The organism is Shimia sp., assembly GCF_022448905.1.
Lineage (GTDB): Bacteria > Pseudomonadota > Alphaproteobacteria > Rhodobacterales > Rhodobacteraceae > Shimia.
Window position 1 is genome coordinate 1 of record NZ_JAKVCW010000018.1, and the last position, 24198, is coordinate 24198.

23 protein-coding genes are annotated in these 24198 nt (G+C 57.5%); 14 read left to right on the forward strand and 9 right to left on the reverse strand.

Annotation, left to right across the window (positions count from 1 at the left end; translation table 11 throughout):
- Positions 1–21 precede the first annotated feature (21 nt).
- Positions 22–945 carry a hypothetical protein gene (locus MK208_RS18150; RefSeq protein ID WP_294118929.1) on the reverse strand — a complete coding sequence of 308 codons (924 nt, stop codon included), beginning with the start codon at positions 943–945 and terminating at the stop codon, positions 22–24.
- A gap of 92 nt (positions 946–1037) precedes the next feature.
- Between MK208_RS18150 and MK208_RS18155 the strand changes: the two genes are divergently transcribed.
- The 4 genes from MK208_RS18155 to MK208_RS18170 all read left to right on the forward strand — a co-directional run bounded on the left by MK208_RS18155 (position 1038) and on the right by MK208_RS18170 (position 4471).
- The gene (locus tag MK208_RS18155; RefSeq protein WP_294118931.1) at positions 1038–1853 is read left to right on the forward strand and encodes an ABC transporter substrate-binding protein; all 816 of its coding nucleotides are present in this window, start codon (positions 1038–1040) and stop codon (positions 1851–1853) included.
- 14 nt (positions 1854–1867) lie between these two features.
- Complete coding sequence (locus MK208_RS18160) at positions 1868–2701, forward strand: amino acid ABC transporter permease (protein WP_294118932.1); 834 nt, start codon at positions 1868–1870, stop codon at positions 2699–2701.
- Positions 2701–3432: an amino acid ABC transporter ATP-binding protein gene (locus MK208_RS18165; RefSeq protein ID WP_294118933.1), complete on the forward strand. Its 732-nt coding sequence runs from the start codon at positions 2701–2703 to the stop codon at positions 3430–3432. The genes MK208_RS18160 and MK208_RS18165 overlap by 1 nt, the downstream gene beginning before the upstream one ends.
- Before the next feature lie 169 nt (positions 3433–3601).
- Positions 3602–4471 (forward strand): hypothetical protein, encoded by an 870-nt coding sequence (locus MK208_RS18170; RefSeq protein ID WP_294118934.1) that lies wholly within the window; start codon positions 3602–3604, stop codon positions 4469–4471.
- Between the two features lie 65 nt (positions 4472–4536).
- Here MK208_RS18170 and ychF read toward each other — a convergent pair whose 3' ends face one another.
- Positions 4537–5634 carry a redox-regulated ATPase YchF gene (gene ychF / locus MK208_RS18175; protein ID WP_294118936.1) on the reverse strand — a complete coding sequence of 366 codons (1098 nt, stop codon included), beginning with the start codon at positions 5632–5634 and terminating at the stop codon, positions 4537–4539.
- A gap of 99 nt (positions 5635–5733) precedes the next feature.
- On the opposite strand from ychF, the gene MK208_RS18180 reads away from it, so the two are divergent.
- The 3 genes from MK208_RS18180 (at position 5734) to MK208_RS18190 (ending at position 8710) form a co-directional block, all read left to right on the forward strand.
- A complete protein-coding gene (locus MK208_RS18180; RefSeq protein WP_294118938.1) occupies positions 5734–6144 on the forward strand; it encodes a VOC family protein in 411 nt (136 codons plus the stop codon).
- A gap of 80 nt (positions 6145–6224) precedes the next feature.
- Positions 6225–7016 (forward strand): tryptophan synthase subunit alpha, encoded by a 792-nt coding sequence (gene trpA, locus MK208_RS18185; RefSeq protein WP_294118940.1) that lies wholly within the window; start codon positions 6225–6227, stop codon positions 7014–7016.
- Positions 7017–7132: 116 nt separating this feature from the next.
- Positions 7133–8710, forward strand: coding sequence for a trimethylamine methyltransferase family protein (locus tag MK208_RS18190; protein WP_294118942.1), 1578 nt, complete (start codon positions 7133–7135; stop codon positions 8708–8710).
- 24 nt (positions 8711–8734) lie between these two features.
- Here the strand turns inward: MK208_RS18190 and MK208_RS18195 are convergent, their stop codons facing one another.
- Together MK208_RS18195 and MK208_RS18200 are read right to left on the reverse strand one after the other, a co-directional pair.
- Positions 8735–10051 (reverse strand): ATP-binding protein, encoded by a 1317-nt coding sequence (locus MK208_RS18195; protein ID WP_294118943.1) that lies wholly within the window; start codon positions 10049–10051, stop codon positions 8735–8737.
- Positions 10052–10107: 56 nt separating this feature from the next.
- Positions 10108–10653, reverse strand: a complete 546-nt coding sequence (locus MK208_RS18200) for a heme NO-binding domain-containing protein (RefSeq protein WP_294118944.1) — start codon at positions 10651–10653, stop codon at positions 10108–10110.
- A gap of 144 nt (positions 10654–10797) precedes the next feature.
- Here MK208_RS18200 and MK208_RS18205 point away from each other — a divergent pair, with 144 nt between their 5' ends.
- The 4 genes from MK208_RS18205 to MK208_RS18220 all read left to right on the forward strand — a co-directional run bounded on the left by MK208_RS18205 (position 10798) and on the right by MK208_RS18220 (position 14728).
- Positions 10798–11964: an alpha-hydroxy acid oxidase gene (locus MK208_RS18205; protein WP_294118945.1), complete on the forward strand. Its 1167-nt coding sequence runs from the start codon at positions 10798–10800 to the stop codon at positions 11962–11964.
- 65 nt (positions 11965–12029) lie between these two features.
- The gene (locus MK208_RS18210; RefSeq protein ID WP_294118946.1) at positions 12030–12656 is read left to right on the forward strand and encodes a sulfotransferase family 2 domain-containing protein; all 627 of its coding nucleotides are present in this window, start codon (positions 12030–12032) and stop codon (positions 12654–12656) included.
- A gap of 104 nt (positions 12657–12760) precedes the next feature.
- A complete protein-coding gene (locus MK208_RS18215; RefSeq protein WP_294118947.1) occupies positions 12761–13396 on the forward strand; it encodes a 50S ribosomal protein L25/general stress protein Ctc in 636 nt (211 codons plus the stop codon).
- A 252-nt stretch (positions 13397–13648) separates the two neighbouring features.
- Positions 13649–14728: an extracellular solute-binding protein gene (locus MK208_RS18220; RefSeq protein WP_294118948.1), complete on the forward strand. Its 1080-nt coding sequence runs from the start codon at positions 13649–13651 to the stop codon at positions 14726–14728.
- 101 nt (positions 14729–14829) lie between these two features.
- Here MK208_RS18220 and MK208_RS18225 read toward each other — a convergent pair whose 3' ends face one another.
- The 4 genes from MK208_RS18225 to MK208_RS18240 form a co-directional block, all read right to left on the reverse strand.
- Positions 14830–15345, reverse strand: coding sequence for a hypothetical protein (locus tag MK208_RS18225; protein WP_294118950.1), 516 nt, complete (start codon positions 15343–15345; stop codon positions 14830–14832).
- Positions 15346–15362: 17 nt separating this feature from the next.
- The gene (locus MK208_RS18230) at positions 15363–16184 is read right to left on the reverse strand and encodes an arginyltransferase (RefSeq protein ID WP_294118951.1); all 822 of its coding nucleotides are present in this window, start codon (positions 16182–16184) and stop codon (positions 15363–15365) included.
- Positions 16185–16342: 158 nt separating this feature from the next.
- Positions 16343–17506: an acetylornithine deacetylase gene (gene argE, locus MK208_RS18235; RefSeq protein ID WP_294118952.1), complete on the reverse strand. Its 1164-nt coding sequence runs from the start codon at positions 17504–17506 to the stop codon at positions 16343–16345.
- Between the two features lie 4 nt (positions 17507–17510).
- On the reverse strand, positions 17511–19331 hold the full coding sequence (locus tag MK208_RS18240; RefSeq protein WP_294118953.1) for an ABC transporter ATP-binding protein: 1821 nt from the start codon (positions 19329–19331) through the stop codon (positions 17511–17513).
- Positions 19332–19631: 300 nt separating this feature from the next.
- Between MK208_RS18240 and MK208_RS18245 the strand changes: the two genes are divergently transcribed.
- The 3 genes from MK208_RS18245 to MK208_RS18255 all read left to right on the forward strand — a co-directional run bounded on the left by MK208_RS18245 (position 19632) and on the right by MK208_RS18255 (position 23353).
- Entirely contained in the window at positions 19632–21332 is a 1701-nt protein-coding gene (locus tag MK208_RS18245) for a peptide ABC transporter substrate-binding protein (protein ID WP_294118954.1), read from the forward strand.
- 109 nt (positions 21333–21441) lie between these two features.
- Entirely contained in the window at positions 21442–22449 is a 1008-nt protein-coding gene (locus tag MK208_RS18250) for an ABC transporter permease (RefSeq protein WP_294118956.1), read from the forward strand.
- Complete coding sequence (locus tag MK208_RS18255; protein ID WP_294118957.1) at positions 22442–23353, forward strand: ABC transporter permease; 912 nt, start codon at positions 22442–22444, stop codon at positions 23351–23353. The genes MK208_RS18250 and MK208_RS18255 overlap by 8 nt, the downstream gene beginning before the upstream one ends.
- A 45-nt stretch (positions 23354–23398) precedes the next feature.
- Here MK208_RS18255 and MK208_RS18260 read toward each other — a convergent pair whose 3' ends face one another.
- Positions 23399–24148, reverse strand: a complete 750-nt coding sequence (locus MK208_RS18260; RefSeq protein WP_294118958.1) for a class I SAM-dependent methyltransferase — start codon at positions 24146–24148, stop codon at positions 23399–23401.
- Positions 24149–24198: the final 50 nt, after the last annotated feature.

A 24198-nucleotide genomic window follows, 5' to 3' on the forward strand; every position in this document is an offset into this window, starting at 1 on the left:
ACTCTCCCTTATCAAATCACCCTAATTGGACCCATAGGTGCTGACGTCAGACAACCGAAGACGTCCTTCCACAACGTTCTGGGGGCCCAATTTAACGACGTCGACCCGGGCTGCTCCTGTGTAGAGCATGAGGTTCATCGCCGTGTTGGCCAGTGTTCCAGCCGGGTGTCGCGCCTCAAACTTGGCAATTTCAGCTTCGCTCCACGTATGGATGTTCTCCTTTTTTTCCGCCAAAGGCTTAGTCTTGTCTGCAGGGTTATCATTTCTCCATTCATAGTCCATTGCGAGTTCAAACAGACACTGCAGCAGCAGACGCAACTGATTGGCAACACTCGGGGTATTGTGAAGGTCATTTAGAATCTTTCGAACGTGCCGTAACTTGATCGTAGCGGCAGACTTCTCACCATATTCGGCAAGAAAGCTCTCGAGCGTGCGCCGATATTTTTTCCGGGTCGAAGCCGCCAGTTTTTCATAAGCAGATGATTGATAATATTTCTCGGACAGCGAATAGAAGCTGTGCTTTAGAACGCGGCGTTCTGATTTCGGCCTCTCGACATCGGAAACAGCGTCCTCATAACGTCGAAGAAAGTCCTTGGACGCATAGTTGGTCCCGAGCTCAACTGAGAGACCTTTTTTCCGATATCTCCAACGACGTTTTCCATGCCGATCGAGATAGGAACTTGTGCCTGGAAACTGCTTTTTTACCTTCCTGCTCATAGGAAAAACTCCTGGTGAGCACTCGGTGCAGATGCAGTCTTTTGGCAGGAAATTTTCCGAGGTGAAAGGTTCACCAACTCGGAAATTTGTTTTGACGCGATATTGCGCAGTTCTTGGCTGGTTCGCCGGTTTAAGTAATTGAATTTGTTGGAACGTGTTTGTCCCTTCGTCTCCGCCATCACCCCCTAATGAATGCCTGATTTGTACACATTGGTACTGGTTAATCACGTGCACTTCGATTGTGTCAAAGAGTTCCGCTGGACAACACGGCCCTTCCCAAGCATGTTTTGACCAAACAGTTCAAAAGGGAAGAATTCACCGTGTTTCACAAAGTTATTGCCGCCACCGCGCTCACCGCGCTGACCACCTCCGCCGCTTTTGCCGCAGGCCATTGTGCCGACGGCAAGACCCTGACCGAGGGCACTCTGACCATCGCCACCGGCAACCCGGCCTACTATCCTTGGATCATGGATGATGCGCCAGAAAGCGGCAAAGGGTTTGAGGCGGCTGTGGCTTATGCCGTGGCTGAAGAAATGGGCTTTGGCGCGGACAAGGTGACCTGGGTGCGCTCTTCCTTTGACCAGGCGATCCAGCCGGGGCCAAAAGACTTTGACTTCAACTTGCAGCAGTTCTCCATCACCGAAGAACGCGAGAAAATGGTCGACTTCTCGTCTGCCTACTACGCCGCACCGATGGCGATCCTGGCCTCTGCGGAGGCCAAAGACACCGCTGCCACAGTGGACGCGCTCAAAGCATTGAAATGGGGCGCGATGGGCGGCACCACCGCCGTGCCTGTGCTGATGGACACCATTGGGCCAGATGACATGCCGCTGCTGTACGGCGACAACGCAGATGTGACTGCTGCGATGCAGGCTGGTCAGATCGACGCCGCGCTGTTTGACCTGCCAACCGCGCTGTACCTGAGCGCCGTTGTCGTCGAAGGCTCCTCCGTGATTGGCCAGTTCCCTGCCGACCGCACCGACAACCCGGACCGCTTTGGTCTGCTGCTGGAAGAAGGCAACGCCTTGAAAGCCTGTGTCGATGAGGCTATCGCAGCCCTGACCGAGAGCGGGAAACTGGCCGCGATTGAAGCAGAATGGCTTCAGGAAACCACCGGTGTGCCGCTGATCAAATAAGCTGATCAAAGACCATGACCAAGACCAACGCGGCGGGCAAAACCCGCCGCCAGATTTACGAAGACCGCCTGCGCCGCCGCTCTATGCTGATCGCGGGCGGCAGCACGTTGGCGGTGTTTTTGGCCGTTGTGATCCTTGTGCCGATGGCACCGGGATGGGACCGGGTCAAGGCCAGCTTTTTCAATTGGGAGGTCTTTGCCAAAACCTTCCCTAAGCTGCTTGAGGCCTTCAAGCTCGACGTGGCGATCTTCTTGTGGAGCGCACCGGCCATTGTCATCCTTGGCCTGTTGGTCGCTTTGGCACGCGACACCCGCAATCCGGCATTGTTTCCATTGCGCATTTTAGGCGCGGCCTACACCGACATCTTCCGCGGCGTGCCTGTAGTGCTAACCGTCTATCTGATCGGCTTTGGCATTCCTGGCCTCGGCCTGCCCCGCCCATGGAATTCGCCCTACATCTGGGGCTCCTTGGCGTTGATCCTGACCTATTCGGCTTATGTGGCGGAAATTTTCCGCTCTGGCATCGAAAGCGTGCACACCAGCCAACGGGCCGCCGCTGCGTCGCTCGGCTTATCGGATGCAGACAGCATGCGGTTTGTGATCCTGCCCCAAGCCATCCGCCGCGTGATCCCAGCGCAGATGAACATGTTCATCGCCCTGCAAAAAGACGTTGCATTGTTGAGCTTCATTGGACCGGTGGAAATCTTCCGCCAGGCCGGTGTTTTCAAATCGCTGCTCGCGAACTTCACCCCTTATGTGGGCGCCGCCGTGATCTTCCTCGCAGTCACAATCCCAGCCACCCGCTATGCCGACTACCTCATGGCCAAGCAAAACCGGGAGCGCAGCTGATGGCGAAGATCACCCTGAAAGCGGTTGAGAAACGCTTTGGCGACAACACCGTGTGCGATGGCATCGACTTGGAAGTAGAGGAAGGCCAGTTGGTCTGTCTGATCGGCGCGTCTGGGGCGGGCAAGTCCACGCTGCTGCGTTGCATCAACCTGTTGGAGACCATTGAGGACGGGGAAATTCTGCTCGATGGCGAGGACATTTCCCTGCCCGGCCTGGATCCTCAACCGGTGCGCCGCCGCATTGGCATGGTGTTTCAGAGCTACAATCTCTTTCCACATATGACCGCGGCGGAAAACGTGATGCTCGCGCCTCGGCGGGTCTACAAAAAATCCCGCGCCGCGCTGCGCCCCGAGGTCACCGAGCTGTTTGAGCGCTTTGGCCTTGCCGACCGCATGGACCATTACCCGGACCAGCTTTCCGGTGGACAACAACAACGGGTCGCCATTGTGCGCGCTTTGGCGATGAAACCGGAAGTGATGTTGTTTGACGAGATCACCTCCGCGCTGGACCCGCAACTGGTCGGAGAAGTGCTCGACGTGCTGCGCCTATTGAAAGAAAGCGGCATGACCATGGTGCTGGCGACCCATGAAATGGGCTTTGCCCGGGAGGCGGCAGATAAAGTCTGTTTCCTGAAGAACGGCAAAGTGGTCGAAGAAGGTGCGCCTAGCGCTCTGTTTGTCACACCAAAGCACCCCGATACCCAGGCATTTCTGGCACGGGCACTGAAGTAGATTAACAAGCTCAGTCAAATTTGAACTATTCCTCGCAGATTGACGCACCTCTGCAGCAACATGCTTTCACCTTTTATTAGACACCGGCGTGCTTGATAGGGCCGATTTAATTTGAGGAGAAAACTAAATTACTATCATTCGGAAAACCCTATGTGCACTGGGCCTATCAGTGGCCGCAACCATTGTTGCTGCAGAGCCGATCACCGTCACATACCCGCAACTTGCGGACAACGACCGTCGCTATGACTATCCATTGGACGTCTTGGAACTCGCCCTGACCAAAGCGGGGCTTGACTACACTTTGGCTCCCAAACCAGAGCCCGCGTCCCACCAACGCATGGCCACTTTGATGAAAGAAAAGGGCGACTGGACCGTGGGCTTCTTTGGGGCCGACCCGTTTTATGAGGACAACCTGCGGCCCATTTACTTCCCCCTTTATCGGGGACTGTTGGGCAACCGCATCGCCATCATCCACAAAGACAACGCAGACCGCTTTGACGAGATCGACACCCACAACGAATTCATGGCTCTTTCTATATGCCAGGGGCTGGGCTGGGGAGACACCAATATTCTCGAAGCCGCTGGCTTCAACATGGTGAAATCAAATTACGAAAACCTCTTCAAAATGACCCATGCCAAACGCTGCGACGCCTACACACGCGCCGTTTTTGAACCGTACGCGGAAGTCGAAGGCCATGCCGCCGAACTGCCGAACCTCATGGTGGACGATTCCATCCTGATCCGCTATCGCCTTGCGTTCCTGATGTACGTTGATCCGTCTCAAGAAGAACTGGCACAAGCCATCGAACGTGGCCTGACCATCGCAATGGAGGATGGCTCTTTTCAAGCTCTGTTTGAGGCAGCGCCAACCATCGCCGAGGCTAAGGCAAAGGTGAACGACAGCGCGCGGACTTGCATCGAAGTTGCCAACCCGTTCATGTCAGACGCGCTTCGGGCCATTCCAGATGAATATTGGAACGGCTTTAACTTTGGCGACTCTGGTGAAGATGCTGCTGGCTGTCATCTGATCAGCTCTTGATCCCAGCCATTTTGCGGACACGACGTGCTGGCCCCCAACGGGGCCGGCACTGATCAAAAATCGACTTAGGTGTTGAACAGGAAGTGCATCACGTCGCCGTCCTGCACCTCATAGCCTTTGCCCTCAGCCCGCATTTTGCCTGCTTCCTTGGCGCCACTTTCACCGTTGCAGGCGATGTAGTCGTCATAGGCAATGGTTTCGGCGCGGATGAAGCCTTTTTCGAAGTCACCGTGGATCACTCCAGCCGCCTGAGGCGCCATGGTGCCCTGACGGATGGTCCAGGCGCGGGCCTCTTTGGGGCCAACCGTGAAGTAGGTTTCCAGATGCAACAGCTCGTATCCCGCACGGATCAGACGGTCCAAACCGGCTTCTTCCAGGCCCATCTCACCGAGGAACATTTCCGCTTCTTCATCTTCCAGCTGGCTGATCTCTTCTTCGATCTGTGCGGAGATGATCACATGGCTGTTGCCCTGTTTTGCGGCCATCTCAGCCACGGCAGCAGAGTGTTCATTGCCGTCTGCAGCCTCGGCCTCGCCCACGTTACAGACATACAAAACCGGCTTGGTGCTCAGAAGCTGCAGCAGTTTCCAGGCCTTGGCATCTTCCTCGTCAACCTCGACCAGACGCGCAGGTTTGCCATCTTCCAGCATCTCTTGTGCCGCTTTCAACAGACGCTCCTGCTGAACAGCCTCTTTGTCACCGCCACGCACCTTGCGCACGATGCCTTGAAGGCGCTTCTCGATGCTTTCCAGATCCGCCAGCATCAGCTCGGTCTCGATGGTCTCCGCATCTGCCACCGGATCAACGCGACCGTCCACATGGGTCACGTCGCCATCTTCAAAACAGCGCAGCACATGGGCAATTGCATCGGTCTCGCGAATGTTGGCTAGGAACTGGTTTCCCAAACCTTCACCTTTGGACGCGCCTTTCACCAGACCGGCGATGTCCACAAAGGTCATGCGGGTCGGGATGATCTGCTTGGATTGCGCAATCGCGGCCAGCTTGTCCAACCGTGCGTCCGGTACGCCCACCTCGCCCACATTCGGCTCAATGGTGCAGAACGGGAAGTTCGCCGCCTGCGCCGCAGCGGTTTTGGTCAGCGCGTTAAAGAGCGTGGATTTGCCAACGTTTGGCAATCCGACGATGCCCATTTTGAAACCCATGTCCGGTCTCCTGTCTCTGGTTTGTCTCGCACTTATGCTGAGTTTGGGCGCGGCGCAAGCCACGTGTTAGGATCGCCCTATTAAACAAGGAGTTTTGGTATGACGTTTATCCCCTATCTCTACTTTGATGGCTCCAGCGAAGCCGCGATGGATTTCTACGCGGAGACCTTTGACGCCGACGAGGTTGTCAAAATGCGTTTCAAAGAGGCGCCACCAGACATCGGCATGGAGCAGAGCGACAAGATTATGTACAGCCATATCAAGAAAGGTGATTGGCTCTTGATGTCCAACGACATGGCCGAAGGCATGCCATATCAACCACAAGCCGGCGTGTCGGTCGCCCATCATGCCAAGTCTGTCGAAGAGGCCAAGGCGTGCTATGACAAACTGTGCGATGGCGGCATGGTGATTATGCCGTTTGAAAAGCAATTCTTCTCTGCTGGGTTTGGCATGTGCAAAGATAAGTTTGGCACCCATTGGATGATTATGGTTGCGGATGAAACGAGCTAAGCAGCACGTGAGGTCAGCAAGGATTGATTTCCCGCAAAGTTTTCGGCACATCTGCTGCTAGAAAACTCTGAGGGATCTTCATGACTCGCATCGACGCCAAATTCGCCGAACTGAATGCTGCTGGAAAAAAAGCCTTCGTATCTTACGTCATGGCTGGAGACCCGGACTATGAAACCTCGCTTGAGATTGTCAAAGGCCTGCCCGCAGCTGGCGTCGACATCATCGAGCTCGGCCTACCTTTCACCGACCCAATGGCTGATGGTCCAACCATTCAACTGGCCGGCCAGCGGGCGCTTGATGGTGGAATGACACTCGAGCGTACTCTGGATCTCGCCACCGAGTTTCGGCGCGTAGATGACACGACCCCAATTGTGTTGATGGGCTATTACAATCCGATCTACTCACGCGGCGTCGACAAGTTTTTGATCGATGCAAAGCTTGCCGGCATTGACGGGTTGATTGTTGTGGACCTGCCACCGGAAGAAGACGACGAACTGTGTATTCCCGCGCAGAAGGCTGGTTTGAACTTCGTCCGCCTTGCCACCCCCACAACGGATGACAAACGCCTGCCAAAAGTGCTGCAGAACACCTCGGGCTTTGTTTACTATGTGTCGATCACCGGGATCACTGGCTCCGCCGAGGCAGAGGCCACCAATGTGGGCCCAGAAGTTGCGCGCATCAAATCCAATACAGACCTGCCTGTGATTGTTGGCTTTGGCATCAACACGCCGGAAAAAGCTGAAAACATCGCCTCCGTGGCGGATGGTGCCGTTGTCGGCTCCGCCATCGTCAGCCAAATCGCGGAGGGTCAATCCGTCGACGACGTTCTGGCCTTTGTGAAATCTCTGGCAGATGGTGCTCACCGCGCCTGATCCCAACAAGCATTTGGCGCGGAACACCGCGCCATGTTATCCTTTGCGCGCTCAAGTCGGCAGGCAGTGAGCATAATCGGTGTGTGCCCTATCCCTTCTGACAAGGAGCGCACATCATGGCCACCGACCAATCCCCCTCTACAGCCCCTCGCAAACGTCGTGGACGCAAGTCCCCGCCGGTCAGCCGGGCCTCCGCGGATGCCTTTGCGCTTGAGCATGTAATAGGGCCACGTGCCCAGTTTGGCTTTCTCGACAGCGACCGTATGACCACGCTCAAAACACGCGTGTTGGACCTGCTGGCGGACTACGGCGTGATGATTGTGCATCCCGAAGCCAAGGCGGCGCTTCTGAAAGCTGGCGCAATCGAAGGCGCGGAGGCCGGCCGTTTGAAGATGCCCCGCGCGATGGTGCAAGAGGCTTTGGAGGCCACCCCCAAAAGCTGTCGGCTTGCGGGGCGGGATCGCAAATTTGACATGCAGGTGCCGCGGCTGGACGGCGGGTTTATCCTGCGCACGGGCACCGGCGGGCATGGTTATGTAGATCCCCGCGATGCCAGCTACCGCAACATGGACCTGACAGCGGCGCGCGAAATTGCTGCCGTGGCCAACACGCTGGATCAAGTGGGCTTCATCGCGCATCCTTTTGTGCACGGCGTGCCGGAGGTGACCGCCGACATCCACAGCTTTGCGGCTATTTCCGCCAACACGCAAAAACATGTTTGGATGCAGCCGTACCAAAAGGAAAACATCGACTACCTGCTCAAGATTGCTGCCATCTCGGCGGGGAGCGAGGATGCGTTGCGCGCCAACCCGTCGACCAGCACCATCACCTGCTCTTTCTCACCGCTGGAGTTCAAATACATGGACACCGAGGTGATCATTGCCTGTGGTAAATACGGCGTGCCGGTGCATGCCTGTTCCTTGCCCAGCGCGGGTGGCACCGCGCCCCTGTCGCCCGCTGCACTTGCGGTGATGGCGGTCGCCGAGGTGGTGGGCATGGTGACCATGTCGCATGTGCTGTCCCCCGGCCTGCCCGTGATCGCCACGCCCTTGATGTTTGCACTCGACATGCGCACCGGAAGCGCGCTGCAATCTTCCGTGGAGGCCATGCAAGCGGCTTCTCTGTCGATCCAGCTCGTGAAACACGGCTTTGGCCTTATGGCCCACACCTATGGCTCCGGCTCGGACACGCCGGATTCGGATCATCAATCGATGGCGGAACGCGCGCTGCTGATGCAAACCGTGTCCCTTTCTGGCGCCGACATTCTCGGCGGGATCGGCCAGTTGGAATGCGCCACCGTGTATTGCCCGGTCCAGGCGGTCTTGGACAATGAGTTAGGCGGCATGGCGCGGCGGTTTCTGCGGGTGCCGGAGATAGATGACGCGGCCTTGAACTTTGACGAGATGCTTAAAGTACCCGTGGGCGGTCATTTCCTGGACAGCGACCACACGGTGGCGGGCTGTCGCGATCAGCACACGCCCGAGATTTTCCAACGCATTGGTCGCGACGATTATGAGGCCAGCGGCCGGCGCACCGCCTTTGGCGTCGCGCAGGACCACGCATTAAGGGCCATTGCTGAGGCGCCGGAGCAGGGCTTTTTGTCTGACATCCAAAATGCCGAGATCGCGGCCCTGGCGGCAGCGGCAGACAAACACATCGTTGAGGTCTACTCCGGTAAGGTGGAAACCATCTGACCCCAGGCCATTGTATGCCGCAGACTAATCCGGCCAGCGCCCCTCGGTCTCCAGCGCGGAAGCCATGGCTTGCACGAGACTGTCACGACTGATGGGTTTGGGCACATGACCGCTCATGCCTTCGGACAAGTAACCGGCCACTTGATGCACCATGGCGTTGGCACTGACGGCCAGAATCGGCGTTGGCTCCTGCATGTTGCGGCTTTCGATTTCGCGAATGCGCCGCGTGGCCTCCAACCCGTCCATGACCGGCATATTGATGTCCATCAGCACCATATCGTAGCGGGTCTTTTCCAACGCTTGCACCGCCTTTTCGCCGTTGTCGACAATGTCCAGTGCGAGCCCCACTTTCTTCAACATATGTTTGAGCACAATCTGATTGGTGCGGTTGTCTTCTGCTGCCAACACCCGCAGGCCAGATAGGCTGCGCCCAGCATCTGCGGCCGAACGCGCTCCCGTATGAGCAGGCCTGTCGTCAGACACTTCGACCATCACCTTGGCATGAAACTCCGCCCCTTCTCCAGGACTGGAGCGCAGCGAAATCTCGCCCCCCATCAACTCACAGATATGCCGCGAAATTGCCAATCCCAGCCCACTGCCACCATGCATACGGATCACGCTGGCATTCGCCTGGCTGAAACGCTCAAAAAGCCGCAGTTGCTGTGCCTTAGGAATGCCCAGCCCGGAGTCTTTGACTTTAATGCTCAGAACGGCCTTGCCCGATCGATGCGGCAGCAATTCCACAAGCAATTCGACAGAGCCGGTTTCAGTGAACTTGATCGCATTGGAAAGAAGATTGCCAACCACCTGCTGCAAACGCACCGGGTCTGTCTTCACCGAGCAGCGCGCCGCCTGAGACATCACGGTCTTAAAAGCGAGCCCCTTTTCCTGTGCCCGAAACTGATAATGGTGGCGCATAGCATCCACGAGATCGGTGAGCCGGTAGGGAATGATCTCGAACTCCAGCTTCCCCGCCTCGATCTTGGAGATGTCGAGCACATCATTGATGATCGCCAGCAACAGCCGGCCACTGTCCCCCAGAATGGTCACCAATTTGGTCTGTTCCTCGCTCAACCCACTGTCATCCAGCGCCTGGGCCATGCCGAGAATCCCATTGAGCGGCGTTCGAATTTCGTGGCTCATCGAGGCCAAAAACACCGATTTGGCCTCATTGGCCGACTCCGCCGCCACCCGTGCCTCGTCCAGCTCCCGCGTACGGTCCTGCACCGCCTGCTCCATGGTGCCCAGCAACTTCTGCAACCGCTGATTGGCCTCATAAAGCTCCCGGCTTTTGCCTTCCAGAAGCGTTTCCGCCTCCTCCCGTGCGACGCGTTCGCGCATGTATCGTCGCCGGGACACCGCATCCTTTGAGGGCGCTATGGCCTCGCGTAAATACATTAGGCCGCTTTCTGCATCACAAACTCAGCGCAGAATTTTTCGCCCTCCTTGCGCTCTGCCATTTCGATGGACGCGTCATGTTTGAAATGCTGCAAACACGCCTCAACCAGCCCGTGACAGAAGTGATGCAGGGGACGCTCGCTGGAATAAACCATTTTAAAGCGCCCATCCGCCAGCCTCTCGGTGGCAAAGGTCGGCAGTTCCACTTCGGGATAGAGCTTGCGCACTTCAACATGCACTTCGTTCTCGATCGACTCCAACATGTCAAAGCCGTCTGTCTTATTCTCAAAAAATTCTGGATAGCCCTCCACAAACCGGCCAAACATCCAATGGCCAAACTGCTTGTGCAAGGCTTCCACTGGCGCGCCGAGCTCTGCGCCAACAGCGTCCACAATCTGCAAAAGCTCGCGACAAGGATAATTGCCAACCGCGCTGAACGCGCCGTCGTTCTCCAACTCCACCTTGTCCAGGATATCATCCACCGCCTCTTCGCCCATCACAGACTCGGCCATTCGGATCAATTCGACAAAAACAATGCCTTTCATGCGGTCCTCCGCGTCACTCGTACAATTACAACAAGAAATTATGAGAGCAAAGAGTAAACATCTTGTTAACCGACTAGGGGGATTGCGCAAACCACTCCGCATTGGTAAAGAAGATTTACCAAAAAGCGACCTGAGAGTGAGTTTATGCCTGTCATCACCTGCATCGAGGACCTCAAGCGCCTCTACCAACGCCGCGCGCCCCGGATGTTTTACGACTATGCCGAGACCGGCAGCTGGACAGAAAAGACCTTTGTGGAGAACACATCGGACTTTGCCGACATCTATCTGCGTCAGCGGGTCGCCGTCGACATGTCTGGCCGCTCTACCGCCAGCCAGATGATCGGGCAGGATGTCGCGATGCCGGTGGCGCTTGCGCCGGTGGGCCTTACCGGCATGCAATGTGCTGATGGTGAGATCAAAGCCGCCCGCGCTGCCGAGAAATTTGGCGTGCCTTTCACCCTGTCCACCATGTCGATCAACTCGATTGAGGATGTGGCCGAGGCCACCACCAAGCCGTTTTGGTTTCAGCTCTACACCATGACCGACGAAGACTTCGTCGACCGCCTGATCCAGCGCGCCAAAGACGCCAACTGTTCCGCGCTTGTCATCACGCTGGATCTGCAAATCCTGGGCCAGCGTCACAAAGACCTGAAAAACGGCCTGTCTGCTCCACCCAAACTGACCCCCTCCACCATTGCCAACCTGATGACCAAATGGCGTTGGGGCATTGAGATGCTGGGCGCGAAGCGGCGCAACTTTGGCAACATCGTGGGCCATGTCGAAGGCATCACCGACACCGCCGATCTGGGCGCGTGGACGGCACAGAGCTTTGACCTCACCCTCGACTGGGACAAGGTGGCCAAGATCAAAGAAAAATGGGGCGGCAAGGTCATCCTGAAAGGCATTCTGGATGCCGATGACGCCAAAATGGCGCTTAAAGTTGGAGCCGACGCCATCATCGTCTCCAACCACGGCGGTCGCCAGCTGGACGGCGCGCTCAGCGCCATTCGCGCCCTGCCTTCGATCATGGAAGCCGTTGGCGATGAGGTCGAGGTGCATCTGGACAGCGGCATCCGCTCCGGCCAGGCCGTGCTCAAAGCGCTGGCTCTGGGCGCCAAGGGCACCTACATCGGGCGCGCCTTTATCTACGGCCTGGGGGCGATGGGCGAAGCGGGCGTGACCAAAGCGCTGGAGGTGATCCACAAGGAGTTGGATGTGTCCATGGCGCTTTGTGGCCGCCGCACCATTGAAGAACTGGACCGCGACATCCTGCTGGTGCCGGAAAACTTCGAAGGCCGCTGGCAGGGCTAAGCAATTGCTTTGACAAGCTCTTGTCCGGCGCGCCATAAACGCTTCGGGCAAGAGGTATCGCGCGTATGTTGGTCTTTTTCAAACCAAATCTGGCATTTCTGTCGGTGCCAAAAACCGGCTCGACAGCCTATGCGCTGGCGCTGCGCAAACGGGCGGACATTGCTTTCACCAAAGGCGTGAAACACATGACCGTTGGCAAATACCACGCCAAGTTTGCGCCCTTTCTGAAAGACACCTACGGGCTCACTCCGGAGCGTTTTGCGGTAATCCGCGATCCAATTGACCATGCCCGGAGTTGGTACAAATACCGCAGCCCGCAACGCATGGACCCGAAAGCCTCAACGTGCCACGGCGGTGTCAGCTTTGACGAGTATGTGCTGGACGCCATCAGCCCACGCCCATCCAAAGCCGCCGGCATCGGGTCGCAGGCGTCCTTCCTGTCCTTGGAAGTGGGCGACGTGCCGGTGGACCATCTCTTTGCCTATGAGCGCCAAGACCTGCTTCAGGACTTCATCGAGGCACGCTTTGGACATCGGGTCGAGCCCCAGCCAAAGAATGTTTCCCCAAAGGTGGAGGCGGTTTTATCCCCTGACGTGGAGGCTGCATTTCGCGCCGCGCGGCCAGCGGATTTTGCGCTCTATGACCGGGTTGTGGCCGCTGGGGGCGTTTTGCGGGAATTTCACAGCTCCTAGTGCGCGAATCCCCTTTGCATTCTGACAAATCCGCGCTATAGGCGCGTCTTCACGTGGGGATACAGCCTTGGAGGATCCCTGCCTATGTATATGGAGAATTCAAAATGGCTGGTCAAATTCCTGATCTTATCGCCGAAGCACGCACGGGGACAGGCAAGGGCGCCGCTCGTCAAGCACGTCGTGACGGCTTCGTTCCTGGTGTTGTATACGGTGGCGAAGCAGATCCACTGGCAATCCAGATCCCTTTCAACGTTCTGTTCAAGAAACTGAAAGACGGTCGCTTCCTGTCCACACTGTTCAACCTGAAAGTGGAAGGTCAAGAAGACGTACGCGTGATCTGCCGCGGCGTTCAGCGTGACACCGTAAAAGACCTGCCAACCCACATCGACCTGCTGCGTCTGCGTCGCACCTCCAAAATCAACCTGTTCATCCACGTTGATTTTGAAAACGAAGAAGCGGCACCAGGCATCAAGAAGGGCGGCGTTCTGACCGTTGTCCGTCCAGAAGTTGAGCTGAACGTAACCGCAGGCGACATCCCTGAGCGTCTGGTTGTAGATCTGACCGGCAAGGACATCGGCGACACCATCACCATCAGCCAGATCGACCTGCCTGAAGGTGCAAAGCCAACCATCGACCGTGACTTCGTGATCGCGAACCTGTCCGCACCATCCGGCCTGCGCTCCGCTGGTGACGACGAAGACGGCGAAGCTGAAGGCGAAGAAGCCGCAGCCGAAGAATAATCACGTCACCGCATCTGCGGAATGTGAGAACGCGGTGCCTCCGGGCGCCGCGTTTTTTTTGTGCGCACAGGACTGGACACAATTGAAATCAAGTGCCTTTCAACTTCGCGCGACATACCCCAGGGAAATACACAACCCAGAAGGTACTCATTCACAGGTTGTTAGGGGTTGGCGCGCAATCGTGCCCTCAAGCCGATCGGGGCGCATTTGCCCGGTCGCGCAAACACTAATTTCAACAACTGGGGTGCCTAGATGAAACACGCTTTGATGGGATGTATTTTGGCGGCAAGCGCAAGCATGGCGCAGGCCACTGAACAGCTCAATATTTTCACATGGGACGGCTACGTCACCGAAGCCGAAATTACGGCGGTGAACGCGCTGCTGAAGGAGCAAGGCTACGACGTAGAGGTCAACCTGCTGGAGACCGTGGCCGAAGGCCCCCAGCAGATGTTTGACATGCTGCGCTCCGGCGATGTGGATGTGTCTTTCCTGACGCTGAACTACATCCACATGGAAGGCAGCCCCTCTGCCAACATGTTGCAGCCAATCAATGTGACCTCTCCCCGTCTGGAAAACTACCAGCACTTGTCCAAGGCGCTGACCGACATTCCGATGGGCATGAAAGGCGATCAGCACCTCTATATTCCATGGGGCGGCGGTGCCTATGGCATCTGGGCCAATCTCGACACGGTGCAGGACATGCCGACCTCTGTGAACGCCATGCTGGAACCGGAGTGGAAAGGCCGCCTGTCACTGACCGATGGTCAGGTGCATCCAAACGTGTCTCTGGCGTTGCTGGCGCTTGGTCGCTCCGCCTTTGAAGTGAACGATGTGTCCGGCGACCGTGCCGCCTTGGGCGCCCTCGCCGCCCCGGACAGCGAGCTGCAACAGACCGTGAATGCGCTCTACGGCCAGGTGGGCCACTTCTGGAGCGCCTCCCCACCTTTCACCGGCGAATACGATCTGGTGGCCTCTTATGGCGTAGGTGCCTCCGCAGCCATCGCAGCGGGCGGCAACTGGGGTCTGGTGCCATTTGAAGAGGGCAACACCGTTTGGCTCGATACCATCAACTTTGCCAAACATCTGGAAGGCGACAAGCTGGAAGCGGCGGAGATTTTTGCCAACTACTTTATCGGCAAAGAGGTTCAGACCCGCGTGGTGGAAAGCCTCGGTATGGTCGCCTCCTCCGGTTTGGTGGACACAAACCCTCTGATCGAGGCCAACCCGGACTTCTTTGAGGAGAGCATGTTCTGGCCGCCCTACACTCGCGCAGCAGGCAACGCGATTGAGCTTATGTCCAAGCGCGCCATGGGCATGAGCGCAACCAACTAAGGTACGCCTGCTTCATGTGCTCTGTCGCTTGTGAGCGGAGCGCAACAATTAGGAAACGCGGCACTGTCCGGTGCCGCGTTTTGCCTCGGCCAAGGCGTTACTTAGGCACTCAAAGTCATAGAAATTGAATAAAGCGCGTACCCAGCTGCGGCCGCCCAGAACACCAGGAAACTGATCGGCATAACCTTCGTCCAACCACGAGCGAATCCGTCCAATGTGGGTTCTACTCCGTCACCACGCACCGCTGAGAAGTAACTCTTATACACCTCATCCCCGTGGCTCTCATGCAAAAGGTAATCTCTCTTCAGTGCGCGGATTCCGCGCGACAACTGCGAAGATAACGATTTCATAACAAGTGTCAGGAACATCGCCAGCAATGAAACCCCCACCAAAAAGACCTTGAGATCCAACCGCTCGGGAAACGCAGCAGCTGTCAAAATTTGAGCATAGCCAACCACCAAGAACGCCTGAGCAATCAGGAATGATTGAATGCGCCCATTTAGCAGTTGATCTGCGGCATCATGATAGGCCCAAGCCTTCTGAAGTTCATTTGAATTCACGTTAACCTCCCCAACAAAAACAAGCCCAAAGTTGACGCAACCATCAAATTTAGTCAACTTTAGAGGGAAGTCGGTTAAACTTTGCGGCCACGCACCTCAGGCAAGGAGATATTCGCCACTTGCTCGGCAATGGGTGGAGAGGACAACGGATGGTGATCTTCCGAGAAGTCCTCGGGATCGCGCATCTCTTGCCACTTGCCGCCGACAAAAACCTCAAGGCCAGAGAACTTGGCTTTGTAGCCCATCTTCTGGCTGCCCGGCACCCAATAGCCCAGATAGACATAAGGCAACCCCGCCTCGCGGGCGATTTCGATATGATCCAGGATCAGGAACGTGCCCAAAGAGGTGCGGCTCATCTCCGGATCATAGAACGAATACACCATGCTCACGCCGTCTTCGAGCACGTCGGTCAAACACACGCCTGTCAGCTGGCCGCTGTCCTGATCGGAATACTCCACCACGCGGCTGCGGATCGGGGTTTCCTCAATCATTGCGGCAAACTCGAACACATCCATATCCGCCATACCGCCGTCTGCGTGACGGCTGTCCAGATAGCGGCGGAACAGGTCAAACTGTTCTTCAGTGGCCCATGGCGAAGTCGCCCGGCGCTGTAGATGTGCGTTGCGGCGTGCAGCCCGCCGTTGGCTTTTAGTGGCGGTGAACTTGGAGACATCAATCCGCGCGGACATACAGGCGTTGCAGTCGGTGCAAGACGGCCTATACAGCACGTTTTGCGAGCGGCGGAAGCCTTGCTGCGACAGCGCGTCATTCAAGGCCGTCGCGTTGTCCCCTTGCAGCGCCGTGAACAGCTTGCGCTCCATCCGTCCGTCCAGATAGGGGCACGGCTGTGGGGCGGTCACATAAAACTGCGGGACTATCGGAAGACTATGACGCATGGCACTCCAACACCTGAGATCGCCTCGACGTTATCAACAGGTTATTAACCCGCCAAGCCCCCCGAATGGGGTAATCGGCGGGTTTCTGGAGCCATGGTTAAAATTTGACAGGCATTAACCGTTGATTTCGGTTAATTTCGTGACCCTTTGGTAAGATCTCAGGAACAGGCGACAATCAGCTTCTGCATAAAGCCCTGCCCAGCCTCAAACTGCGCCACGGACAGGAACTCATCCGGCTGATGCGCCTGGGCAATGTCACCCGGGCCGCAGATCACGGTCGAGTAGCCTGCATCCTGGAAATGCCCGCCCTCAGTGCCATAGCTGACCACACGGGGCGCATTGTCCCCGGTCAACTGCCGTACCAAGGCCTCCGCCTCGCCCGCCTCTTCCGGCATCAGGCCCGGCACATAGAACTTCTCCTGCAGCGCAATATGGCTCTCCGGCACAACCGCCTGCATCTCCGCCTCAACCTCAGCCACCTTGGCTTTGAAACGGGCAATCCAGTCGTCGCGGTTCTCATCCGGCACAATGCGGAAGTCGAGACCAAAGCGGCAATCGAGCGCCGTGATATTGTGGGCGGTGCCGCCCTCAATCACGCCGACATGCACCGTGGTCCAAGGCGGCTCAAACGTCGCCGCCACCGGCCCTGCCTCTTTGGCGCGGTTCTCAGCGTTCATCTCGTTGGCCCATTCGATCAGCTTGGCACCATACATGATCGCATTCACACCGGTGTGCATCAGCGAGCTGTGCACCTCAAAGCCGCGCACATGCACGTTGAAGCCCTGACCGCCCTTGTGGCCGGTCACTGCGCCCATCATCGACGGTTCGCCCACAATGGTGGCCGAGCCCTTGGGGAAATACTTGTTGATGCTCTCAATCAGCGGCGCTGCGCCGGTGCAGCCAATTTCCTCGTCATAAGACAAAGCCAATTGCAGCGGACGTTTGAGGTCACTGTAGTGCCCCTCAACAATGGCCCAGACCGCCAACGCATCAAAGCCCTTCATGTCACAGGTGCCACGCCCAAACAGCTTGCCGTCTTTTTCAACCACCTCAAACGGATCGGTTGACCACGGCTGGCCTTCAACAGGCACCACATCCGTATGGCCGGAGAGCACAATCGCGCCCTCAACGTCAGGTCCAACATGCGCAAACAACCCCGCCTTCGCCGGATCGGTCTCATGTGGGTGCTGATGCGCGACAATGCCGTGGCTCGCCAGATACTCCTGCACCCATTCGATCAGCGGCAGATTGGTGTCGTTCGACACAGTCGGAAACGACACCAGCTTGTCCAAAATGGCCCGCGGGCTCAGACGCTCCGCCATCGGCTTAGTACCCGCTGTCGGTGATCAGAACCTTGTGGCCTGGCGCCACTTCTTTGTACTCCGACGGCGCGGCCTCATAACCCACAGGGTGGATCGGCGACGGGATCGGCTTGAAGTTCAGGTCTTTCTCAGACTTGCGCTGACGTGGATCGGCAATCGGAACCGCCTTCATGAGCGCCTGCGTATAGGGGTGCTGCGGGTTCTCAAACACTGCGCGACGGGGGCCAATCTCTACAATCCGGCCCAGATACATCACGCCCACATGGTGGCTCACACGTTCCACCACGGCCATGTCGTGGCTGATGAACACATAAGAAATGCCCATCTCGGCCTGCAGCTCCATCATCAGGTTCAGAACCTGCGCTTGTACCGAAACGTCCAACGCAGACACGGCCTCGTCCGCGACGATCAGTTTCGGGTTCAAAGCCAACGCACGGGCGATCGCGATCCGCTGACGCTGACCACCGGACATCTCGTGTGGATAGCGGCGCATGAAGCTGCGCGGCAGTTCCACCCGGTCAAACAACATCTCCACGCGTTTTTGCAGCTCAGCCCCGGAGTGCGTGCCGTAGTTGCGCATCGGCTCAGAGACTTGATCCTGCAACATCATCTGCGGGTTCAGCGAGGCAAACGGGTCCTGGAAGATCATCTGCATCTGCTGGCGCGCCGCGTGCATTTGCTTGTGGTCCAAGCCAATCACATCCTGACCATCAAAGGTCACATGCCCACTGGTTGGTTCCACCAACCGCAAAAGCGAGCGACCGGCAGTCGACTTACCACAGCCGGATTCACCCACCAGCGACAGGGTCTGGCCCTTGTTCACAGTGAAGGACACATCTTCTACCGCGTGCACGTTGGCCACGGTGCGGCGCATCAGGCCGCCTTTCACCGGGAAACGGGTCACGAGGTTCTTCACCTCCAGGATCACCTCATCGGTGCCCGGGATCGGATCGGTGTTGTGGGTGGTGTCGCCAAACAGCTTCATTGGAGACGGCACATCGGTGCCACGCATCTCGCCCAGCTTTGGCACGGCCGCCAGCAATGCCTTGGTATAGTCGTGGGTCGGGTTCTCGAAGATCTCTTCGACGGTGCCCTCTTCCACCTTATTGCCGCGGAACATCACCACCACGCGGTCGGCCATCTGCGCCACAACCGCCATGTCGTGGGTGATGAACATCACCGCAGTGCCGGTTTCACGTTTCAGACGATCCATCAGCGCAAGAATTTCTGCCTGAATGGTCACATCAAGTGCGGTGGTCGGCTCGTCCGCGATCAGCAAGCGCGGCTCACAGGCCATCGCCATCGCGATCACAACTCGCTGGCGCATCCCGCCGGACAGTTCGTGTGGATACTGCTTTAGACGGCGCTCCGGCTCAGGGATACGTACCTGACGCAGCAACTCCAGTGCGCGCGCTTCAGCGTCCGCTTTTGACAGTTTTTTGTGCAAACGCAGACCTTCAGTCAACTGACGCCCCACGGTGAACACCGGGTTCAGTGCGGTCATCGGCTCCTGGAAGATCATGCCGATCTCGTTGCCGCGAATCGTCCGCATCAGGTCCTGATCCGCCTTGGACAGGTCCACATCATCCGCGTCTTTGCGATCAAACAGCAGTTTGCCACCGGCAATATCACCGCCACCAAACTCCACCAGACGCATAAGAGACAGCGAAGACACCGATTTACCGGAGCCGGATTCTCCAACGATACAAACGGTTTCGCCAGGGTTCACCTTGAAGGAAACATCCTCCACGCCCACCACGGGCCCGTCCTTGGTCTGGAACTCGACTCGCAGATTCTCGATCGACGCAATGGCGTTGTCCAACATGAAGGTGACTCCCCTTAACTTTTGTTTTTGTTGTCCCTCGCGGCGAAGCTATCGCCCATAAATGCAATGGTCAAACCAAGACAGCCCAGATTCAGGCCCTGAATGAACATTTATTCAATTTGGCCCCTTGCATTTTTACCCTCACTGGTCTGTGATGCCTGCAGTCTGAGGGGAGTACGACTTTTTCACTTTGTGAAACCGCAAATGAGCTCATTTGCGCCCTCTCTAGACAAGCAAAAACCGGGTGGAGACAATTCACCTAAAAGCACGCGACCTGCGTGCACCAACATGGAGTGAGACATGAAAGCAAAGACTTTGATGCTTGGCGCCGCAGCAGCATTTGTGATGGCCCCAGCAGCCATGGCAGAGCGCGGTTCGGACGGCCACGTGAACATTATATATTGGCAGGCGCCATCCATCCTGAACCCGTACCTGTCTTCCGGTACCAAGGACGTTGAATCCGCCTCCCTCACCCTGGAGCCGCTGGCACGTTACGACGAAACCGGCAAAATGGTTCCTTACCTGGCAGCAGAGATCCCAACCGTGGCAAACGGCGGCGTATCTGAGGACCTGACCACCATCACCTGGACCATCGCTGACGGCATGGTTTGGTCCGATGGCACCGCAGTGACCTCCGCTGACGTTGTATTCACCGGTGAATACTGCATGCACCCAGAAGGCGGCTGCGCACAGGCAGCATTCTTTGACGGCGTGGAAAACATTGAAGCACTGGACGAAAAAACCGTCAAAGTGACCTTCAACCAGCCAAAGCCAAATCCTTATGGCCCATTCGTTGGCGGTCAGTCGCCAATCATCCAGAAAGCTCAGTTCGAGAACTGCACCGGTGCCAAAGCGCCTGAGTGTACTGCTGAGAACTTTGGCCCAATCGGCACCGGCCCGTTCGTTGTGACTGACTTCAAAACCAACGACGTGATCCAGTACGAAGCCAACCCGAACTACCGTGATCCAGCGAAACCAGCCTTCGCAACCGTAACCTTCAAAGGTGGCGGAGACGCAACCGGTGCAGGCCGTGCGGTACTGGAAACCGGCGAGTTTGACTACGCTTGGAACCTGCAGCTGGCACCCGACGTCATCGCGAAGATGGAAGAAGGCGGCAAAGGTAAAGCGATCGCAGGCTTCGGCCCGCTGGTTGAGCGCCTGGAAATGAACATGACCAACCCGTCCGCCGATCTGCCGGAAGGCGAGCGTGCGACTGTTGCTCACCCACACCCATTCCTGTCCGACATGAACGTGCGTAAGGCACTGTCCATGGCGATCGACCGCGAACTGCTGGTTGAAATCGGTTACGGTAAAGCAGGTAAAGTAACCTGTGACCTGGTGCCTGTGCCTGCGAACTACGCAGCTGGCAACGACTACTGTGCCACTCAGGACATCGCCGGCGCGAACGCGCTGCTGGACGAAGCTGGCTGGGTGAAAGGTGCCGACGGCATCCGCGCCAAAGACGGCGTAAAACTGTCCATCCTGTACCAGACCTCCACAAACGCCGTACGTCAGGACTTCCAGGCTCTGATCAAACAGTGGTGGAGCGAGATCGGTGTTGAAACCGAACTGCGCAACCTGTCCGCATCCGTATTCTTCGGTGGTGACCCAGGCTCCCCTGACACCTTCCAGAAGTTCTACGCAGACGTAGAAATGTATGCGAACACCTTCAACGGCACCGACCCTCAGCAGTACCTCGCAGCGTACCGTTGTGGCGGCGAGCCAAAGCCATCTTCCCAGTGGCAGGGTGAGAACATCAACCGCTTCTGTGATCCGGCATACGACGCTCTGATCGACGAACTGGCACGCACCGGTGACATCGAGAAGCGTGGCGAAATTGCCAAGAAGATGAACAACATGCTGACCAAAGACAGCTACACCATCGTGCCTCTCGTGCACCGTGGCCGCGTCTCGGCACACTCCAACACTCTGGGCGGCGTTGTCCTGAACGTTTGGGACTCCGAGCTGTGGAATGTTGCAGACTGGCATCGTGTGAAGTAATTCACCGACGCGGGGCGAGCTTCAAAGCTCGCCCCAACTCTATTAAGCCCCGCCCAGTCAGGTCGCTGCGCGGGGCTAAACAACAAAAACGACGCACAAAGGCGCTTCCATGCTGACCTTCACCATACGCCGTCTGATCCTCGCGATCCCGACGTTGCTCTTTATCTCACTTGTCATCTTCCTCCTGCTCGAGCTCGCGCCGGGCGACCCGATGGCACAAGTTCCCTTGACCGTTCCGCCAGAGGTCAAAGAAAAAATGCGCTTGGCCCTTGGCCTTGGCGAACCTGGCTACATCAGATTCTACAAATGGCTGGTCCAGTTCTTCTGGGTGGAACCCCAGGTGCTGTTTGACCACATGTTTGGCACCACCTTCTCCGAAGGTAAGCTGCGCATCATCAGCTGGCAGCACCGCGGTCCAGTGATGGACGTGGTTGTAGAGCGCCTGCCGCAGACCCTGTGGGTTGTGGGCATGTCCTACATCGTTGGCATCCTGATCGCCCTGCCTATCGGCATCTATTCTGCTTACAAGCAGTATTCGATCTTCGATCAGGCCGGTACCTTCATCACCATGATCGGCTACTCCATTCCGCCGTTCTTCACCGGCCCGCTGGTGATTGTGATCTTCTCGGTGAACCTCGGCTGGTTCCCCTTCATCTACGACACCACCCATGAGGTCGTGGATTGGGACAGCTTTGTGTATCAGCTGCGTCAGATGATCATGCCAGTGATGGTGCTTGCCCTGCAAACCACCGCCCAGATCAGCCGCTACATGCGCGCTTCCATGCTGGACAACCTCAACCAGGACTACGTGCGCACCGCGCGTGCCAAAGGCCTGAGCGAACGTGTGGTTGTGATGGTACACGTCCTGCGTAACTCGATGATCCCGGTTGTGACCGTGATTGCGCTGGGTCTGCCAGCCATCTTCGGCGGCGCGATCATCACCGAGCAGGTGTTCTCCGTGAACGGCATCGGCGCACAGCTGATCGGGGCCATTCAGGCCAACGACCTGCCCACCGTGCAGACGCTGACCTTTATGTTCGCCTTCCTGATCGTCTTCTTCAACCTGATCGCAGACGTGCTCTACGGCATTCTTGATCCGAGGATCCGCTATGACTGATACCACCAACACCGAGCCATCCACCCCACCACGCAGCCAGTGGTACGATGTGTGGCACCAGTTCAAAGCGCACAAAGGCGCTTTGCTCGGTGGCATCGTCTTCCTGGTCATTGTCTTCGGGGTCTTCATCGGTCCGCTGCTGTGGCCCTATGACGCCACCTACATCGACATCCGCTCGCGCAACCAAGGGCCTAGCCTGGCGCACCCATTTGGCACCGACCAACTGGGCCGTGACTTGCTGGCGCGAATGATGGCCGGGGGCCAGACCTCCATCGCCGTGGGCCTGACCGCCATGTTGCTGGCATTGGGGCTGGGCAGCTTTGTCGGCATCATCGCCGGGTTCTTCAAGAAACTCGACGGCCCGCTGATGCGCCTGACCGACCTGTTCCTGGCGCTTCCGATCCTGCCTCTGCTGCTGGTGATGATGATGCTCTTCCGCGAACCGCTGTCTGCGGCCGTGGGTCCAGAGCGTGGCATCTTTATCCTGATCGTGATCGCCATCGGCATCACCTCCTGGATGCCCACCGCGCGGATCGTGCGCGGCGATGTGCTGGCGCTGAAAGAGCGTGAATTTGTGCTGGCGGCCCGGTCTATCGGGACCTCCAACAAGAACATGATTACACGTCATATCCTGCCCAACGTGCTGTCGCCCATCATGGTGTCGGCAACCCTGGGCATCGCCAACGCGATCATCACGGAATCGGCGCTGTCCTTCCTGGGTCTTGGCTTCCCGCCAGACTTCCCAACCTGGGGCCGCCTGCTGAACGACGCGGTACAGTACCTGCAGGACTACCCGGAACGCGTGTTCTGGCCCGGTCTGGCAATCTCGCTGACCGTACTGTCGGTGAACTACCTCGGCGACGGTCTGCGTGACGCGCTCGACCCACGCATCCGCGGACGGTAAGGCACCCCACAAAAACACAAAGGCCCGCCCCTCCGGCGGGCCTTTTTAGTTCTGGAACTGCAACCCTAAGATAATCTCGGGACTGCTGGCCTCCTCAAAGACCTGACCATCCCAGCCCCCGCTCAGGTGCCGAACGCCCAGCCCAACCTGCTGCGCCAACGCCTCCAGCTGATCTTTCGCGCTAAACCGTAAACAACTCTCCGAGCACAGCTCCGTGCCCTCGGGAGCAAACCGGTACGTCTCCACAAACCGCACCAGCTCGTCCCGCACCGATGTCACCTCATGGGTAACCTGCACCGAGCGCCCCTCTGCCAAGGCCACCGGCGGCCCCGCGTTCTGCGGGCACCACCGCTCCCAAGCCTTCACAGCCGGATTGCGGCTCTCGGCAAAAAACACCCCGTCCGGCGCCAGCCGCGCCACAACCTCCGCATAGAGGCGCGATATGTCCTGATCACTCAATAGACACTGAAACGCGTGCCCGGTCATAAAGATGAAATCAAACGGCCGCGACTTGGGCACGACACAGCACCGCCCAACGTACCATTCGATCAGGTCCGCACCGGGTTTCTCGCGCGCAAATGCCACCATCCCGGGGGCCGGATCAACGCCACAGACATCATGGCCTCGGGCGGCTAACTCAAGCGCAAATCGTCCGGTGCCACAGCCAATGTCCAAAACCCGCTGCGGCATATTGGGCAACTGCGACAGGTAATAGTCGATGTCCTCGCGCCCTGCATTGAGCGCGTCATAGACCGAAATCAACGCCGGATCTGAATACAAACTGTTCTCTGCCATCATTACCCTCACACATACTGCCTGAGCTTAAGCCTGCCCTAAGGTCAACT